General features: G+C 69.6%; 13 protein-coding genes. 4 read left to right on the forward strand and 9 right to left on the reverse strand.

Features of this window, described 5'->3' with window-relative positions; translation table 11 throughout:
- Positions 1-20 precede the first annotated feature (20 nt).
- Entirely contained in the window at positions 21-1,124 is a 1,104-nt protein-coding gene (locus O7624_RS02000; RefSeq protein ID WP_282238666.1) for a sugar kinase, read from the reverse strand.
- On the reverse strand, positions 1,121-1,759 hold the full coding sequence (gene eda / locus O7624_RS02005) for a bifunctional 4-hydroxy-2-oxoglutarate aldolase/2-dehydro-3-deoxy-phosphogluconate aldolase (RefSeq protein WP_282238667.1): 639 nt from the start codon (positions 1,757-1,759) through the stop codon (positions 1,121-1,123). Before eda ends, O7624_RS02000 begins: the two co-directional genes overlap by 4 nt.
- Positions 1,760-1,805: 46 nt before the next feature.
- On the opposite strand from eda, the gene O7624_RS02010 reads away from it, so the two are divergent.
- Positions 1,806-2,582: an IclR family transcriptional regulator gene (locus O7624_RS02010; protein ID WP_282238668.1), complete on the forward strand. Its 777-nt coding sequence runs from the start codon at positions 1,806-1,808 to the stop codon at positions 2,580-2,582.
- Between the two features lie 130 nt (positions 2,583-2,712).
- Complete coding sequence (locus O7624_RS02015) at positions 2,713-3,726, forward strand: LacI family DNA-binding transcriptional regulator (protein WP_282238669.1); 1,014 nt, start codon at positions 2,713-2,715, stop codon at positions 3,724-3,726.
- 98 nt (positions 3,727-3,824) lie between these two features.
- Here O7624_RS02015 and O7624_RS02020 read toward each other — a convergent pair whose 3' ends face one another.
- From O7624_RS02020 to O7624_RS02035, 4 genes are read right to left on the reverse strand one after another with little or no spacing between them, the layout of a single operon-like run.
- On the reverse strand, positions 3,825-5,543 hold the full coding sequence (locus O7624_RS02020) for a trehalase family glycosidase (RefSeq protein ID WP_282238670.1): 1,719 nt from the start codon (positions 5,541-5,543) through the stop codon (positions 3,825-3,827).
- Between the two features lie 57 nt (positions 5,544-5,600).
- On the reverse strand, positions 5,601-6,422 hold the full coding sequence (locus O7624_RS02025) for a carbohydrate ABC transporter permease (protein WP_210936986.1): 822 nt from the start codon (positions 6,420-6,422) through the stop codon (positions 5,601-5,603).
- Positions 6,419-7,399, reverse strand: a complete 981-nt coding sequence (locus O7624_RS02030; RefSeq protein WP_210936988.1) for a sugar ABC transporter permease — start codon at positions 7,397-7,399, stop codon at positions 6,419-6,421. The genes O7624_RS02025 and O7624_RS02030 overlap by 4 nt, the downstream gene beginning before the upstream one ends.
- A gap of 17 nt (positions 7,400-7,416) precedes the next feature.
- Complete coding sequence (locus tag O7624_RS02035; RefSeq protein ID WP_282238671.1) at positions 7,417-8,664, reverse strand: extracellular solute-binding protein; 1,248 nt, start codon at positions 8,662-8,664, stop codon at positions 7,417-7,419.
- Between the two features lie 402 nt (positions 8,665-9,066).
- Between O7624_RS02035 and O7624_RS02040 the strand changes: the two genes are divergently transcribed.
- Complete coding sequence (locus O7624_RS02040; protein WP_282238672.1) at positions 9,067-10,764, forward strand: RICIN domain-containing protein; 1,698 nt, start codon at positions 9,067-9,069, stop codon at positions 10,762-10,764.
- 151 nt (positions 10,765-10,915) lie between these two features.
- Here the strand turns inward: O7624_RS02040 and O7624_RS02045 are convergent, their stop codons facing one another.
- The 3 genes from O7624_RS02045 to O7624_RS02055 form a co-directional block, all read right to left on the reverse strand.
- Entirely contained in the window at positions 10,916-12,301 is a 1,386-nt protein-coding gene (locus O7624_RS02045; protein ID WP_282236606.1) for a transposase, read from the reverse strand.
- Positions 12,302-12,469: 168 nt separating this feature from the next.
- Positions 12,470-13,846: a glycosyl hydrolase family 18 protein gene (locus tag O7624_RS02050; protein WP_282238673.1), complete on the reverse strand. Its 1,377-nt coding sequence runs from the start codon at positions 13,844-13,846 to the stop codon at positions 12,470-12,472.
- Positions 13,847-14,015: 169 nt separating this feature from the next.
- Positions 14,016-15,182, reverse strand: coding sequence for a cellulose binding domain-containing protein (locus tag O7624_RS02055; RefSeq protein WP_282238674.1), 1,167 nt, complete (start codon positions 15,180-15,182; stop codon positions 14,016-14,018).
- Positions 15,183-15,604: 422 nt separating this feature from the next.
- On the opposite strand from O7624_RS02055, the gene O7624_RS02060 reads away from it, so the two are divergent.
- The gene (locus O7624_RS02060; protein WP_282238675.1) at positions 15,605-17,050 is read left to right on the forward strand and encodes a right-handed parallel beta-helix repeat-containing protein; all 1,446 of its coding nucleotides are present in this window, start codon (positions 15,605-15,607) and stop codon (positions 17,048-17,050) included.
- The last annotated feature ends 71 nt before the right edge of the window (positions 17,051-17,121 follow it).

Below are 17,121 nucleotides of genomic sequence, written 5' to 3' on the forward strand. Positions count from 1 at the left end.
TGACCGGTCCGGGGCCGCGGTCAGCGTTGCACGCGGGCGCCGGCCCCGCGCACCAGCGCTTCCACCTCGGCCAGGCTGGCCATGGACGTGTCGCCCGGAGTGGTCATCGCCAGCGCGCCGTGCGCGGCGCCGTACTCCACCGCGAGAGCCAGGTCGCCGTCGCGTTCGAGCAGGCCGTAGATCAGCCCGGAGGCGAAGCTGTCGCCGCCGCCGACCCGGTCGAGGATCTCCAGGCCGGGTCGGTGGGTGGCCTCGGCGAACGCGCCGCCGGCCCAGGCCACGGCACCCCAGTCGTTCACGGTCGCGCTGCGTACCCCGCGCAGGGTGGTCGCCACCACCTTGAAGTTGGGGTACGCCCGGACGACCGCCTCGATCATCGCCTTGAAGTTGCCGGCGTCCAGCGCACCGCTGTGGATGTCGGTGTCGGGCACCGGGAAGCCCAGGCAGGCGGTGAAGTCCTCCTCGTTGCCGATCATCACGTCCACCAGACCGGCGAGCCGGGTGTTCACCTCCCGCGCACGCTCCTGACCACCTACGGCCTTCCAGAGGCTGGGGCGGTAGTTCAGGTCGTACGAGACGAGGGTGCCGTGCCGACGGGCGGCGGTCATCGCGGCCTCGGCTGTCTGCGCGGCCGTCTCCGACAGGGCGGCGTAGATGCCGCCGGTGTGCAGCCACCGCACCCCGAGCGTGCCGAAGAGGTGGTCCCAGTCGACGTCGTCCGGCTTGAGCTGGCTGGCGGCGGAGTGGCCCCGGTCGGAGGTGCCGACCGCGCCGCGTACCCCGAAACCGCGCTCGGTGAAGTTCAGTCCGTTGCGGACGGTGCGGCCGATCCCGTCGTACGGCAGCCAGGTGATCAGGCTGGTGTCGACGCCGCCCTGGAGGATCAGGTCTTCCAGCAGCAGGCCGACCTCGTTGCGGGCGAACGCGGTGACGACAGCGGTCCGCAGGCCGAAGCAGCGGCGCAGCCCCCGGGCGACGTTGTATTCGCCGCCGCCCTCCCAGACCCGGAACTGCCGGGCGGTGCGGACCCGACCCTCACCGGGGTCGAGCCGCAGCATGACCTCGCCGAGCGAGACCAGGTCGTAGTGGCAGTCGGTCTTCGGCCGAGGGTCCACCGCGCTCACACCGCACCTCCTGCGGCGGCCAGCGCCTCGCGGGTGCGGGCGGTGATCTCGTCCCACTGCTCGCCGGCGATCAGGTCGGCCGAGACCATCCAGCTCGCGCCGACCGCCAGGACCGCCGGCAGGGCCAGGTAGTCGGCGATCACCGCAGCGGTGATCCCGCCGGTGGGAATGAACCTGACGTCGCGGAACGGCGCCGCCAGGGCCTTGATCATGGCTGCCCCGCCGAGCTGCTGGGCGGGGAAGAACTTGACCACGTTCAGACCGGCGTCGAGGGCCATCTGGATCTCGGTGGCGGTGGCCGCCCCGGGCACCACCGGCACGCCGGCCTGCTGGCAGGCACGGACCACGGCCGGCGCGAAGCCGGGGGTCACCACGAACCGGGCACCGGCCCCGATCGCCCGCTCGGCCTGCTCGACGGTGAGCACCGTCCCGGCCCCGACGGTCAGGTCACCACGGGCGGCAAGCGCCGCGATGGCATCCAGCCCGGCCGCGGTACGCAGGGTCACCTCGACCGCGGTCAGACCGCCCTTGACCAGTGCGTCACCGAGCGGATCCGCGTGCCGCGCGTCGTCGAGCACCACCACCGGCAGCACCCGACCGACAGGCAACTGTTCAGAACCATGAACGTTGGTCACGTACGTGACCATACTGGAGGCGTACGCCCTTCGCTAGTCTGGCCTTGTGCCCACCGCGCCCGAGGATTTCCAGCCCGTGAAGTCGGCTGGACGCACCCTCGACCTGCTCGAACTGCTCGCCGATCAGCCGCAGACCTGGGCGCTGGGCGACCTGGCCCGCGCCCTCGCCATCCCGAAGAGCAGCCTGCACGGCCTGCTGCGCACCCTGGTCGGCCGAGGCTGGGTGCAGACCGACGAGAGCGGCACCCGGTTCCGGCTCGGCCTGCGCGCGCTGCGGGTCGGTGCCGCCTACCTGGACGGCGACGACCGGGTGGGCCTGCTGTCCGGCGTGCTTGACGAGTTGTCCCGCCGCTTCGGTGAAGCCGTACACCTCGGTCGACTCGACGGCGACCAGGTCGTCTATCTCGCGAAACGGGAGTCGGTGCACCGCCTGCGGCTCTACAGCGCAATCGGCCGCCGGCTGCCGGCACACGCCACCGCGCTGGGCAAGGCGCTGCTGGCCGAGCTTCCGGACATCGATGTCGACCGGAGGCTGAACTGGCCGCTGGCCCGCCTCACGCCGCACACGGTCACCGAGCGCGAGGCCCTGCACGCCGCCCTGGCGACGGTGCGGACCACCGGGCACGCCGTCGACCGGGAGGAAAACGCGGAGGGCATCCGCTGCTTCGCTATGGCCGTGCCGTTGGCGAGTCCGGCGGTCGACGCGGTGAGCGTCTCGGTGCCGGTCAGTCGCCTGCGCCCGGAACTCGAAGCGGCGATCGTCGCCGCGCTACGGGAACTGGTCGGTGGACTCGCTCAGACCCGGAGCATGCTGAGCGCATGATGTCGGCCTCCCTCTCCCCGCACTGAACACCGGGTCGGACGCGCGGCCCCGGGGTGCCTGAACGGCGGCGTTGACCCTGCCCAGCACCCCTCATAACCTGAGTGAATCGATTTCGACTGCGAGGAGCGGGATGAACATCGGGGAGATCGCCCGCCGCGCGGGCGTGTCCCGCAGCACCGTGTCGTACGTGTTGAGCGGCAAGCGGGCGGTGTCGGAACCGACCCGGCAACGGATCCAGGCCGTCATCGACGAGTTGGACTACCGTCCCAACGCCAACGCCCGAGCGTTGAAGGAGGGCCGCACCCGCACCCTCGGCCTGGTCATCCCCCCGGCCAGCCAGCGGCTGACCGACATGCAGCTCGGCTTCGTCGCCAGCGTGGTCGAGGCCGCCGCCCGCGCCGACCTGGACGTGCTGCTCTCCCCCTCCGGCGGCGACCACGACCGGTCGTTCGAACGGATCGTCACCGGACGCCGCGTGGACGGCGTGATCCTCATGGAGATCCGGTTGGAGGACGACCGAGTGACCCGGCTGCGGCAGAGTCGACTGCCCTTCGTCACCATCGGCCGCACCGCCGAGCCGACCGGCACCAGCTGGGTCGACGTGGACTACGAGGGTCTGATCGCGCGGTGTGTGCACCATCTGGCCGACCTGGGGCACCGGCACGTCGCCCTGGTGAACCGCTCGGCCGAGCTGGTGGCCGCCGGCTACGGACCCGGGCACCGCGCCCTGGCCGGGTTCTCGCACGCGGTGGCCGAACGCGGGCTCACCGGCGTCGACCTGTGCTGCGGTGACGACGCGCCCGCTGGCGAGGCCGCCATGAGCCGGCTGCTGACCACCCGTCCGGAGGTCACCGCCGTTGCCACAATCAACGAGGCCGCCCTGCCCGGCGTACAGCGGGCCCTGGCGGCCGAGGGCCGGCTGGTGCCTCGCGACTTCTCCGTGGTCGGGGTCGCCGCCGCGCACTGGGCCGAGGACTTCCGCCCGCCGTTGTCGGCGGCGGACGTGCCCACCCTGGAGATGGGGGCCGAAGCCGTGGCGCTGCTGCTCGAACGGATCGCCGCCCCCACCGCCGCCCCTCGCCACCACCTCTACCAGCCCCCCATCTCACTGAGAGCCAGCACCGCCCCAGCCCCTCCCCCCTGACCGCCCCGACCCCCTCCCCCGACCCCGCCCCCCGACCCCAGCGTTGATCAAGAAGTTTTCGCCGTGCCCGGCCGCGCGGCGCGACGAAAACTTCTTGATCAACGGGGTGGGTGGGGTGGACGACGGCGGTGGTGGGCGGCGGCGAGGATGAGATAGCTGCTGGCGGTCCAGGTGTAGGCGCGGTCGCGTAGGCCCGCGCCGGTCTCGGCGTCGAAGTTCTCCGCGAAGCCGGACTTCTCGCACAGGGCGCGGAACCGGTGGCTGATGTCATCGGCGAACCCGATGTGCCCCGCCCGGCGCAGGCCGTCCTCGATCAGTACGGTGGCAGGCGCCCAGATCGGCCCACGCCAGTAGCCGTCGGCCGCGTAGTGCGGGGAGTCGACCGGCTCCGTGGCGAGGCCGTGTGCGGTCAGATGGCGCTTGAGACCACCGGCGAGCCCGGCGCTCACATCGGCGGGCAGGTCGGCGCCGAGCACGATGGGCATGAGGTCGAGCAGACTGGTGCTCGACCTCAGCTGACCGGTCCTGGCGCTCCGGGCCACGAACCGCTGGCCGTCCCAGAGTGTGCCGAGCAGCTCGGCGCGGATCTGGCTCGCGGTGCGGCTCCACTGACCCACCTCCTCGGGCAGCCCCAACTCCCCGGCCAGGTCCGCGAGCTGACGCAGCTGCAACAGCAGCAGAGCGGCGAGATCCGGTGTCTCGACGGTCCGATCGCCGTCGAAGGTTGTCGCGTTGTCCCATCCGCTGTCATTGCCGTGCTGGTAGTGCGGCAGATGATGACCGGATACCCGGCGTTGGTCGAGCCAGAACGTCGTCCAGCGGGCGAGCCGCCGGTACATGTCGGAAAGCTCGTCACGCGACAGTGGCCGGGACAGCCGCTGCCGCAGCTGCCGCAGCGCCCAGCCGTGCACCGGCGGCTTGACGTAGTTGTGCAGCACCTCGGAGTGGGCGACAGAATCCGGCAACGCACCCGTCGGGTCCTGATGGTCGAAGGGTAGCTGGACCTGGTGCCAGGCCAGCTCGGCGTCCGCCTCGGCGAGGGCCAGGGCGTTGAAGCAGTGGTCCCAGCTCCACACCTTGTTCATCCAGTGCTTGGACATCAGCACGGCTGGCCGGGCGAGAAAGCCGCCCGGCGCGACAGTCGCCGACCACAGCACGTACGCGGCCAGTTCGGCGGCGGGAGTCTCGGAGCTGCGCCAGGGTGCCAGCCGGTCGACGAAGCTGGCGAACTCGGCCGTGGTCGACCTGACGAGCTGATCGAAGTCACGGTCGCCCGGATAGCGACGGCGGGCCGACTCGTACTCCTCGACAGCGACCTCCCACGGCTGGTCGGCCGGCAGCTCCACCGCCCGCGCGGCAGTGCCGAGCGCCTCGACGCCGACGGCACGAGGGTCGCCGCGAAGCGACGTGACCCGGTAGCGGCGGCCGGTCTCGTACGAGGTGAAGACGTACGAGTCATCGACCGGGTCGTGGAAGAGGTAGGTGCCACTGAACGGGGTGAGGGTGTCCCGGGCGGCGGCGATCCGCAGGCCGATTCCGCGACCGCGCAATCGCATGGTGTTCCGGCCGTCGTAGGTCGCCTCGATCAGGCCGGTGCGGTGGCGCCAGGTCAGCAGCGCCGCGCTGGCCGTCACCGTGGTGTCGACCGAAGGCGTCAGTCGAAGCACCGGATGCATCCCGGTCTGGTGTGAGACCAGATGCAGCTCTGATGCCTGAGTGTGCGCTGCCACCACCGGCGAGATGCTGAACCAGGACCCGTGGTAACTGAACGGAATCTCCTGGATGGAGAAGGTCGGGCCGGTACGGACGTCGGTCATGATCGGCGACTGCCTTTCGGGATGCGATTGGTGCGACTGCTCCGAGAGCCGGCCGGATCAGTCCCTGATGGCGCCGGCGGTCACCCCGGCGGCGACGTAGCGTTGCGCCAGGACCAGCAGCAGGGTGGTGGGAATGGACGCCACCACGGCCGTGGCCATGATCGCGTTCCACTGTTGGTTGTTGTTGCCTATGTACTGGTAGATGCCGAGGGTGATCGGCCGATGGCCGCCACCGCTGGCCAGCGTGGCGGCGAAGACGAAGTCGGACCAGGCCCAGAGGAACGCGAACAGCGACACGGTGACGATCGCGTTGCGGCTCACCGGCAGCACCACCGACCAGAACGTCCGCAGCCGGTTGGCGCCGTCGACAAGCGCGGCCTGGATCAGGTCGTCCGGTATCCCGGACATGAAGGCGGTGAAGATCAGCACCGCGAAGGGGACCGCGATCGTCGAGTCGGCCAGGATCAACCCGGGTACGGTGTTGAGCACGCCGAGGTTGAGGTAGATGGCGTAGAAGCCCATCGCCATGATGATGCCGGGGATCATCTGCGCGATCAGCAGGACGAACCGGATCGCCCCGCCGCCGGGCGGCCGGAGCTTGGCCAGCGCGTACCCGGCGGGGGCGGCCAGGACCAGGGTGAGCAGTACGGTGCCGAGCCCGACGACCAGACTGGTGCCGACGTACGGCAACTGCTGGCTGAGCACGGCTCGGTAGCCGTCGAGGGTGCCGTCGATCGGGAACAGGTACGGCGGGCTCTTGCGCATGTCCTGGTCCCGGGTGAACGAGACGTTGATCATCCAATAGACGGGGAAGAGCATCAGCCCGGTCAGCATCACTCCGAGCCCGGTTCGCCACCAGCCACGCGTCGGTCGGCTCATGACAGCCGCTGCCGACGCTCGAAGCCGATGTAGAGCCCGCCCGCCGCCACCGCCAACAGGATCAGCAGGTTTCCGACGGCCGCTCCGGACCCGAACTCGGGCAGCAGGTTGCCGAACCCGAGCCGGTACGACCAGGTGGCCAGGGTGGTCGACGAATCGGTCGGGCCACCCCTGGTCATGATCCAGATCAGGTCGAAGACCTTGAGCGTGTAGACCAGCCCGAGCAGCAGTGTGATCGCCGAGACCGGGCGCAGCAGCGGCCAGGTGATCCACCGGAAGCGCTGCCAGCCGCCGGCTCCGTCCAGCTCCGCCGCCTCGTACAGCGGACGCGGGATCGCCTGTAGGCCGCTGTAGAGCACGACCAGGTTGAACGGGATGCCGATCCAGATGTTGGCGATGATCACCGATACCAGCGACCACCGCGGTGAGGTCAACCAGTTCACCGGATCCACGCCGACCAGCGCGAGCCCGGCGTTGACCACCCCGGCCTCGCTGTTGAGCAGCCACGACCAGGTGGACGCCGACACGATCAACGGCAACAGCCAGGGTACGAGGAACAGCGCGCGCAGCGTACGCGAGAGCGGAAAGTGCCGATGGAAGAAGAGCGCCAGCAGCAGCCCGATGGCGAACTGGAAGACAAGTGACGCGACGGTGAAGACGAGCGTGTTGAGCAACGCCGACGGGAACGTCGGCGCGGAGAGCACCGCCCGGTAGTTGTCCAGCCCGGCGAACGGCGCACCACCCTGGACGAAGGAGCGGACGGTGTACTCGCGCAGGCTCAACTCGACGTTGCGGTACAGCGGATAGGCGTAGAAGGCGACCAGGTAGCCGGCCACCGGGGCGAGGAAGGCCCAGGCCGCCCACCGGGAACCGCTGGGGTGGCGACGGCGTCGGTGTGCCGGTGGGGCGGTGCTCGCCGTTCCACCGGTCTCGCCCACCGTCGCGGCTCGCGGGGTACGGGTGACGTCGATTCCCATGTCGGTGGCGTGCCTGGTCAGCTCGTCGCGCTCACGGCGGCCCGCTGCGCGGCCGACAGCGCCTCCTGCGGCGTCTGCGCGCCGCTGAGCGCGGACTGCACCGCCGTCCACAACGGCTCGGAGATCCTCGGATACCGGGTCCCGAGATCGTCGCCGGTGCGTCCCTTCGCCGCCTTCACCGCGTCGACCCAGACCTTCAGCTCGGCGTTGGCCGCCACCTGTTGCTCCTGCACCGCAGCGACCGGGGCGATGTAGGACAGGGTGGTGTCCGTGGTGAACAGGTTGTCGCCGCTGGTCAGGCAGGTGACCAACTGCTTCGAGGTGGCGTACCGTCCGGTGTCTCGCTGTACCGGGATGGAGATGAACTCACCGCCGGTGGGTGCCGGGGCGGTGCCGCCGGCACGGGCCGGGATGGGGATGATGCCGTACTCGAAATCCAGCTTCGCCGCGTTGGCCAGCTGCCAAGTGCCGTTCTCGCTGAACGCGTAGTCGCCGCTGGCGAACTCCTGCCAACTGGTCGTCTGCGTGTTGTTGATGACGGAGTTGGGGGCGTGGCCGGCGGCCAGCCAGTCGCTCCAGAGGGTCAACGCCACCACCGCCGGTGGCGCGTCCAACGCGGTCAACTGGGCACCGGCGCCCCAGAACCAGGGCAGGAACTGGAAGCTGCCTTCCTCGGTGCCGATCGCGGAGAAGGTGATGCCCTTCTTGCCGGCTGCCTTGACCTTGACCAGCGCCGCGGTGAGTGAGGGCCAGTCCGTCACCGTGGTGATGTCCACTCCCGCCTCGGTCAGCAGGTCCTTGTTGTAGTAGAGGGCGAGGGTGTTCGCACCGATGGGTACGCCGTACGTCTTGCCGCCGCTCTGCCCGGCGCCGAGCAGGTTGGGTTCCATCGCCGACACGTCGAGGTTCGTCTCGTCGGTGGTGGTCAGGGTGCCGGCCTCGGCCAGGGTGGAGATCACCGGGTTGTCGATGATCAGTACATCCGGGGAGTTGCCCTGCTGCGCGGCGAGCAACGCCTTGTTCGTCAGGTCGGTGGTGTCGTAGCCGGTCCGTTCGACGGTCACCCCGGCCGACGTGCCGCAGCCCTTGAGCAGTCGGACCCAGTCGGAATCGTCGGTGAACTGCGGGTACGGGTCCCAGATGGAGTATGTCCCACCGGCCTCGGTCGACGGGGACTCCGTGGAACAGGCGACGGCTGTGGCGGCGACGGCGACTGCCGCCAGGGCGGCACCGATGGCACGCCCGCGCGGGATGGATCGGGTCATCTGACGCCTCGCTTCGATCGCTGTGGTGGAAGGTGCGCAACATCAGCCCACTGTCGAACCGATTCGCCGAATCGGTTCGGCCGACCATAGGCCCGGCCGAGCGACCCGGTCAAGAGCGGGCGAGACGAGGTCCGCCACAGTGTGAAACGTGCGCTTCACGCTGGCGTCACGGCGTTGACATTTACAACCGTGAACTCCTACGCTCCGCAGCGAATCGATTCGCCAACGCCCTCCGCCCTCGGACGTGCTCCCGTCGCAAAGGAGTCCCCAGTGCCACTCCCCCGCACGAGCAGACCAGGACCTCTCCGCCGCCTCGCCGCCCGACTCGCGGTCGGTGTTCTCGCGGCCACCGCCGTCGTCGCGGTATCCACGCCGGCCCAGGCCGCGGACGAGTCGATAAGCGTGAACTTCTCGAGCACCAGCGGCGCACCGACGTACCGCGCGGCCGGCTGGATCTACGGCATGACCGAGAACGCCTCCGGCCCGGCCGATCACTTCTATCGGGACGTGAAGTTCCGGTACATGCGTGCCGGTGGCGCACAACTGCCCGGCAGCGGCTGGGTCGGCGGAAACTACGAACGCCGGTGGAACTCCACCCTCGCCCAGGCTCGCCGGACCAACGCTCTCGGCGGCGAGTTCATCCTCCTGCCGCACGACCTGTGGGGTGCCGACGGTGCCGCGATCTCCCGTTTCCCCGGCGACAACGGCAACTGGACCGACTACGACAACTTCCTCAACCGGGTCATCAGCGATGTACGCGCGGCCGGACTGACGGTGCAGTGGGACATCTGGAACGAGCCCAACATCACGCTGTTCTGGAACCGCCCGATCTCCCAGTACTTCGAGTTGTGGCGCCGCACCTACCAGCGCATCCGGGCCGAGTTCCCCAACCAGCTCATCGTCGGGCCGAGCTGCGCCTGCGTACCCTCGACCAACCACGCCTTCTGGAACCAGTACCTGGACTTCGTCCGCTCGACCAACACGGTGCCGGACATCGTCAGCTGGCACGCCCTGCCCGGTGATCCGGTGGCCAACGTCGCCGCCGCCAACGCGACACTCGACCCGCGCGGCATCCCGCACCCACGGCCGTACCAGATCAATGAGTACGCCGCCCCGGACGAGCAGAACCCCGCCGACGGCGCCTGGTACATCGCCCGTCTGGAGCGCGCCCGCGCCGACGGCCTGCGGGCGAACTGGGCCAGCGCCGGCAACCTGCACAACGACCTGGGCAACCTGCTGGTGCGCAACTCGGCCGGGCAGCATCAGCCGAAGGGCGAGTGGTGGGTCTACCGCTTCTACGGCTCGCAGACCGGGCAGATCGTTTCGGTCTCGGCCAGCCCGTCGTACGACGCCTTCGCCACCAAGGCGACAGGTTCGGCGAAGGTGCTGCTCGGTGGGGGCCGGACCACCGGAAACCTCACCGTCAACCTGCAACGGCTCGACACCACGGGCATCGTGCAGAACAACCAGGTCCGGGTGCTCACCCAACGGATTCCCCACAACGGCGGCGGCGCGGTGCAGGGCCCGGTCACCGTCTCGAACAGCGTGGTGAGCGTGAGCGGCAACAACGCCACCGTGACGGTGCCCTACGCCAACCAGACCGACACCTACACGCTGACCCTGCTGCCGCCCGGCGACGGCGGCTTCCAGTCGGTGGCCGTGGCACAGCACTCCCAGCAGTGTCTCGACAACACCGACCGCAACACCGCCGACGGCAACGTGCAGCAGCAGTTCCACTGCGAGGGTGGCGACCAGCAGCTGTGGAACTTCCAGCCGGTCTCCGGGGTGGCGAACACCTACACCGTGGTAAACCAGCAGACCGGCAAGTGCCTGGACGTCAACGGGGTGTCCACCGCCGACGGCGCGGCGGTGCACCAGTGGGGCTGCCACGGTGGTCTCAACCAGCAGTTCACCCTGCGCAAGGTGACCTACCCGGGCAACGACCCACACGACTACCAGTTGGTGGCCCGACACAGCAACAAGTGCGTCGATGTCAGCACCATCTCCACCGCGCCCCGCGCCCCGGTCCACCAGTGGACCTGCAACCCGGTGGGCCAGGGCGGCCCACTCAACCAGACCTGGCGGCTGTGGGGCCGGTGACCGCCGATCCCGGCCGATGAACGAGCCCGCCGGCCGAGGCGGCCCCGTCCCCACCGGGACGGGGCCGCCGTCTCGTGTTTTGACCGTTCTGTGGGCAGGGTGGTCTGGCGGTGTGGTGTGGGTGTGTTCGTGGTGGTGTGGGTGAGGGCTGTTACTTGCCCTTGTGGATGGCGTTCTTGCGGATGACGGGGTATCGGGTGCGGCGTTTGCGGCGTTTTCCGGCGGGGCGTCCGGGGCCGGGGTGGCCGGGTTTCGGGTGGCCTGGTGGTTGCCAGGCGTTGCGCAGAGCGGGCGAAACCTGGCGGCGGGTCTGGCCGGGGGTCGGTGTCGTGGTGGTGGTGGGTTCCCAGGGCAGCCGGTGGTGGGTCAGGTGGGTGCGGGCGCAGAACAGGTGCAGGTAGGCGTAGGAGTGCAGGCGGAGCCAGGTGGTCAGGGTGCCGGGCTGGCGGGGGTGGAAGTCCGGGGCGTGGGCGGTGGTCTTCAGGTATCGGAAGTAGTGCTCGATGTCGAAGCGGGCCAGGTAGGTCATGACCAGGGTGAGCAGGTCACGGCGGGTACCGGAGTACCAGAGTGCGAGGTCGCCCGCGCGGCGGCTGGGGCGCAGGTGCTGGACCCGGGCGAGTAAGACGCTGCCCTCGACGATCGGGAGGGTGGGCTGGTCTTCGAAGCCTCGGCTGGCGCGGGTGAGTTTGGGGTGGACCTGGTGCCAGGCTCGGACGGTGACGGTGCCGTAGATGTCGAGTGGTCCGCTGACACCGGCATCCGGGTGCAGGTCGGGTTGGCGCAGGGCCAGGCGGAACCCGTGGCGGCGGGGCCGGCCGCCGAGGGGGTGCGCGGCCCGGCGTTCGGGTCTGGTCCACATGGTCTGCGAGGTCGCCAGCCTGACCAGGACATCCGCGGGAATCCCGCGTTCGCGCAGCAGATGGGTGATCCGGGCCGCGGGGTAGCCGGAGTCCAGCAGGAACAGCGACGGATCGGCCGGGCAGGCGCCGTCCTGGGCGCAGACCCGAGCGATGTGGTCCACGGTGACCTCGACCAGGTCGTCGTCGGAGGCGATCCGGTCGGCCAGGACCGGCACAACCCACGAGTCCGGGGTCAGGGTCAACCGGACGACATGCTGATACCGCCACCCGGTCTTGATCTGGGCCGCGCCGCGCGGGCCGCCCGGGGTGTACTGCGGCTGCCGGTCCGGGCTGGTGGTGGCGTTCGGCCGTGGCCACGCGGTGGTGTCGACGGCGTACACCCGGGGCAGGCCGGACCGCGCGGCGATCCGGCACGCCGCCCGCAACGCCCGGCCGGTGTCGATCTCGCCGTCGCGTAACGCCCGGTACGCCGCGGCGTGCCCGGTGACGGTGCCCAGCGACAGATGCGCCGGACAGCCACACCGGCCCTGATCGGCGGCCAACTCGTCGACCAGCGTGAACAACGTCCGCGACCGGGACGCGAGGACACCCTCGTACAACTCCCGCCGCCACGAATCCAACAAGATCCGGTCCAGCTCGCCGCCACCGGCACCAGTAGCCGTTACGCTCCTCATCGAGGACCCTGCCCATTGATGATCTTTGTGTGAGAACTCAGATCATGGACAGGGTCCTCCCCATTCCGCTAGACCTCGACCACCACGAATCCCCCCGATGGTCAAAACACGAGGAGGCGGCCCCGTCCCCACCGGGACGGGGCCGCCGTGGCGTTCCGGGCGGGCGGGTCAGGCCGGTAGGCGCCAGACCTGGTTGGTGCCGCCGAAGCAGTCCCAGATCTGGAGCCGGGTGCCGTCGGCGGAGCTGTTGCCGGTGGCGTCGAGGCACCTGTTCGACGCCGGGTTGCGTAGCGTGCCGTTGGACTGGGCCTGCCAGACCTGGGCGCCGGTGCCGTTGCACTCCCAGAGCTGGATCGGAGTGCCGTTTGCGGTGCCGGCGCTTGTCACGTCCAGGCACTTGCCCAGGGCGCGCAGGGTGCCGTCGGTGGCCACGGTCCACCGCTGCGCGTTGGTGCCGTTGCAGGTGTAGAGCTGGATGGCGGTGCCGTTGGCGGTGGCCGCAGCGGCGACGTCGACGCACTTGCCGGCGATGCCGGTGATCTGGCCGGTCCGGCCGGTCGGCGGCAGGGAACCACCCATCACGGTGTCGTAGATCGCGCTGACCAGCGACGTCGAGCCACCGGTGTCCTGGGTCAGTTCCCAGTTCATCATGCCGCCGGCGTTGGCCATCGCCCACTGGGTCTTGCGCTTGACCGTCGGTACGCCGTTGTAGCACTGCTGAGCGCCGCCGACGATGGTGCAGTCCCGGTTGGCGTTGGCCGGGTCCATGCCGACCAACTGGGTGTACGTGTAGTAGCCCGGCCGGCTGTAGAAGGGCACCCCGAGGATCGCCTTGCTGGCCGGCAGGCCGCGGGCCTTCCAACCGTTCACGGCGTTGATCGACCAGTCGTAGTTGGCGTGGGGACTACCGCCGTCGTACGCCATGATGTTGAGAAAGTCCACGTGGTTGAAGACCGACGTCGGTACGCCGTCGCGGTAGTAGCCCTCCGCCACCACCGCTGCGGTGAGCAGCTTGCCCTGTGGGCGCAACGCGTTGCTCAACTGCTGCATCAGCAGGCTGAAGTTGTTGGCCGAGGTGCCCGGGTCCGGGTACTCCCAGTCCATGTCGACTCCGTCGAGGCCGTACTGGTTGACGAAGTTGACGACGCTGTTGACGAACGTCGTGCGGGTGCCGGCGTTGGCCGCGAGTGCCTCGAAGGCGTTGTCGTCACCGTCGTTCCAGCCGCCGATGGCGATGGAGACCTTGACGTTGTTCGCCCGGGCCAGCGACACCAGCGAGGTGAGCTTGCTCGGATTCTCCACCGCGCGCAGGGTGCCGTTGCTGTTGGGCAGCACGAACGCGTAGTTGATGTGGGTGAGCTTGGTGTACTGCACCGAGTTGACGTTGCCGGTCCAGGACGGCAGGTAGCCCACGCTCTTGAAGTTGCCGGGCAGGACCACCGCCTGCGCGGCGGTAGGGGCGACGGTGAGAGTGGCGCCGGCGGTGACCAGCGCGAGCAGACCGGCGGCGAGGGCCGAGCGCGGCCGGGGACGTGGTGGGGACATCGAGGACCTTCCCGTGGCAGGTGAGGGTGCCGTGCCGCCACGGCCGGTCGTGTGGAGCCGCCGATGACCGGCCGTGGCGTACGGGTGCTTGGTTCCTCGAGGCAGCCAAATCTTAAAGAGTGTTTACGGTAGTGGTCAATGACGCCCTTCGATCAAAGCTGCGGCCGGATCAGCCGACGGTGACCTGGTACAACGTCGTGTTGACCTCCCCGCTGCCGGTGAAGATCTCCGGTCCCGCCTGGACGCTTGTCAGGTACTTCGAGCGGTTCATCCAGCCCCGGGACACCACGTCGTCGGTGAAGTCGCGGATGTTGAGCGTCGCGCTCGTGGTGTTGCTGGCCCGTACGTAGGAGTAGACGTTCCAGGTGCCCACGTAGCCACGCCAGACCTCCCAGGTGGTACCCGCGATGGTGACGGTGCCCTGGCGGCTGCCGGCTGGCGACGCGTTGGAGCGGTAGAGCCAGATCATCAGCTCGTCCGTGGGCTGGTCCGCCGAACCCGGGTTGGCCATCGGGTGGAACCACATGTCGTACGCGACGTTCATGTTCGAGGCGCCGTTGGAGGTGACGTTGAAACGCCAGTTGGTGTTGACGTCACGGTTCGCGGAAAGCTGCACCGGCAGCCCGGTGTTCGGCCGCCGCCAACCCCAGTGCCAGCCGAGAATCGCCGCCGCGTACGACTTGACGCTGCTAGGGTCGCCGCTCCAGGTGTAGCTGGTCCCCCAGTAGATGGGGTCTCCCGGCCCCCCGTTGGACCAGATGCACTGGCTGCCGGTGGCACCGGTGGCGCCCCACTGGTTGTTGGGGATCCAGTACTTGCCAATGTCGATCAGATCGTCGCTGTCGCACAGCCGACCGGTGGGGGGATAGTCGGGCACCGGCGGCGGCGTGGTGCGGGTCGGCGTCGGGGTCGGACCGGGGTTGCTGGAGCCGGTGCAGGTCACCCCGTTGAGCGCGAACGCGGTCGGTACCGGGTTGCTGCCGCTCCACGAGCCGGTGAAGCCAAAGCTCGCGGTGCCGTTGAGGCCGATCGCTCCGTTGTACGACACGTTCGCCGCGGTCACCTGCGCGAGGTCCTGGGTCACGGTGGCGTTCCACGCCTGCGTGACCCGCTGCCCTGCGTCGTAGGCCCAGGTCAGACGCCACGACGATACCGGGTCGCCGAGGTTGGTGATGGTCACGTCGGCGTTGAAGCCGCCCTGCCACTGCGCGGAGACCGTGTATCGCACGGCGCAGCCGACCGTCGCGGCATGTGCGACCGCGACTCCGACGGCGGCGGTGACGACGGTGCTGGCCACCGCGGCGGCGAGCAGGGCGAGGCGGGTGCGTTTCACCATTGGTCCTCCTTCAGTCCTGGCCGCCACGTGGGCGGCCGGGACTGTTCGCGTTCACGACAGCGGCGGATCCGGCGTGCGGTTCGTGATCGCGTACGGAGGCGGCAGCCGGCAGCGACATGTGCGTGGCCCGGATCGCGCCGGTGGCGCTGGTCCTGGCCGTCGCGGCCCATCTCGCCCGGCGACCGTGCCCGAGAAGTCGCCCGGCGGACACGGCGCCGGCTCGGTCGCCCTGCCCATCATCGATGGCTGACGCTGCGACGGTACGACGATGCACAGACAGCAGTCAATGAGGGGCTTTTAGTCCACAGTGGCCCGTCGAGATCCACTGTCGATTTGTAGTCAGTCCGTGGGGCCGCCGCGTCAGTACCCTGATGCCACCCGGTCTTCGGTGTCGCCCTGTCGAGAGGTCCAGCATGGCTGGTATGTCCGGCACACCAATCACGGTTTCCCTCGTCGTGGCGGTCGCCGCCGGGCTGCCCGCCATGCCGGCACCGACGTACGCCGACGGGCTGCTCGCCGAGGTGGCCGTCACCCTCAGCGGTACCGATTCCGCGGAATGCGGTGCCTCGGCCGCCCCCTGCCGCACCGTCAGCCATGCCGTGGGCCGGGTCGCCTCCGGCGGCACGGTCCGGATCGGGCCCGGCTGGTACGACGAGAACATCATCGTCCCGGACGGCCTCGCGGTCAGTCTGATCGGTGCCGGCATGGACGTCACCGTCCTGAACGGACGCCAGCGCGCCACTGTGGTGGACTCGTGGGACGGCGGCGCACTCGAGGTGGCGGACCTCAGCATCGTCAACGGTGTCGGCGAGGGTGCCCTCGACGGCGGCGGAATCACCAGTGCGGCACCGCTGACCGTGCGGCAGGTTCGGCTGTGGCACAACGCGGGTGAGGTCGGCGGCGGGATCGCGGCCTACGCCACCACCAAGGTCAGCGGAAGCATCATCAGCGGAAACAGCGCTCGGTCCGGTGGTGGCGGTATCTTCTCGCGGTTCCACGGGTTGACTCTGGAGAGGTCCACGGTTGGCGGCAACCGCGCCGCCGTCGCAGGTGGCGGCATCTACGCGGTCTTCTCGGCGACGCGGATCACGGACTCCACGATCACCGGCAACATGGCCGGTACCAGCGCGAGCGGAATCCTCGTCGCGCACGGGGACCTGCGACTGCGGCACACCACGATCGCCGGCAACCAGGGGCCAGCGGCGCTGGTGACCTCCGGCGATCCGAAACATGCACATGACATCACCGCGTCCCTGTTCACCGGCAATGCCGGCGGAGACTGCGTGCTGATCCACTCGCCCGCCATCGACCTGGCCAACCAGAACGTCAGCGCCGACGGTAGTTGTGGCCGGCAGGTGGCGGCGGTCGACATCGACCTGCGCCCCGTCGCGGAGCTGGCCACCGGCACGACCCCGACGCACGCGCTCGGCGTGGCGAGCACGATCCGCGGCAGCATCCCGGCCGGCGACCCGCTCTGCGACGGCGCCGACCAGCACGGCCAGAGCCGCCGTAGTTCGCTGGCCGGCGGCTGTGACCCGGGCGCGTACCAGTCGGCTCCGGTGCCGTTCAACGCGATCCCGCCGCAACTGGGCGGACTAGACAGCCCGATTGACCCCTACGGATCGGTGGGTAGCGCCACGCCCGGGGTCTGGCCGTTTCAGCGGAACCTGGTGTACGCCTTCCAGTGGCAACGCTGCCACCACTCCGAACCGGTCTGCGTGTCGATTCCGGACGCCGTCGGCAGGACGTACCGAGTCACCGAGGCCGACGCCGGCAGTCGGCTGCGGGTACGGGTCGTCGCGACAAGCGCCACCGGAATCAGTCAGCCGGCCTACTCGGCGATCACCGAATCGATCGGCTACGGCTGACCCGTCCCCCGGCCCGGGCGGGCCCGTGACGCTTGGACGACGTCTTTCGTCACGAACGAGGACCGGCCGTG

The organism is Verrucosispora sp. WMMD1129 (assembly GCF_029581255.1).
GTDB lineage: Bacteria > Actinomycetota > Actinomycetes > Mycobacteriales > Micromonosporaceae > Micromonospora > Micromonospora sediminimaris.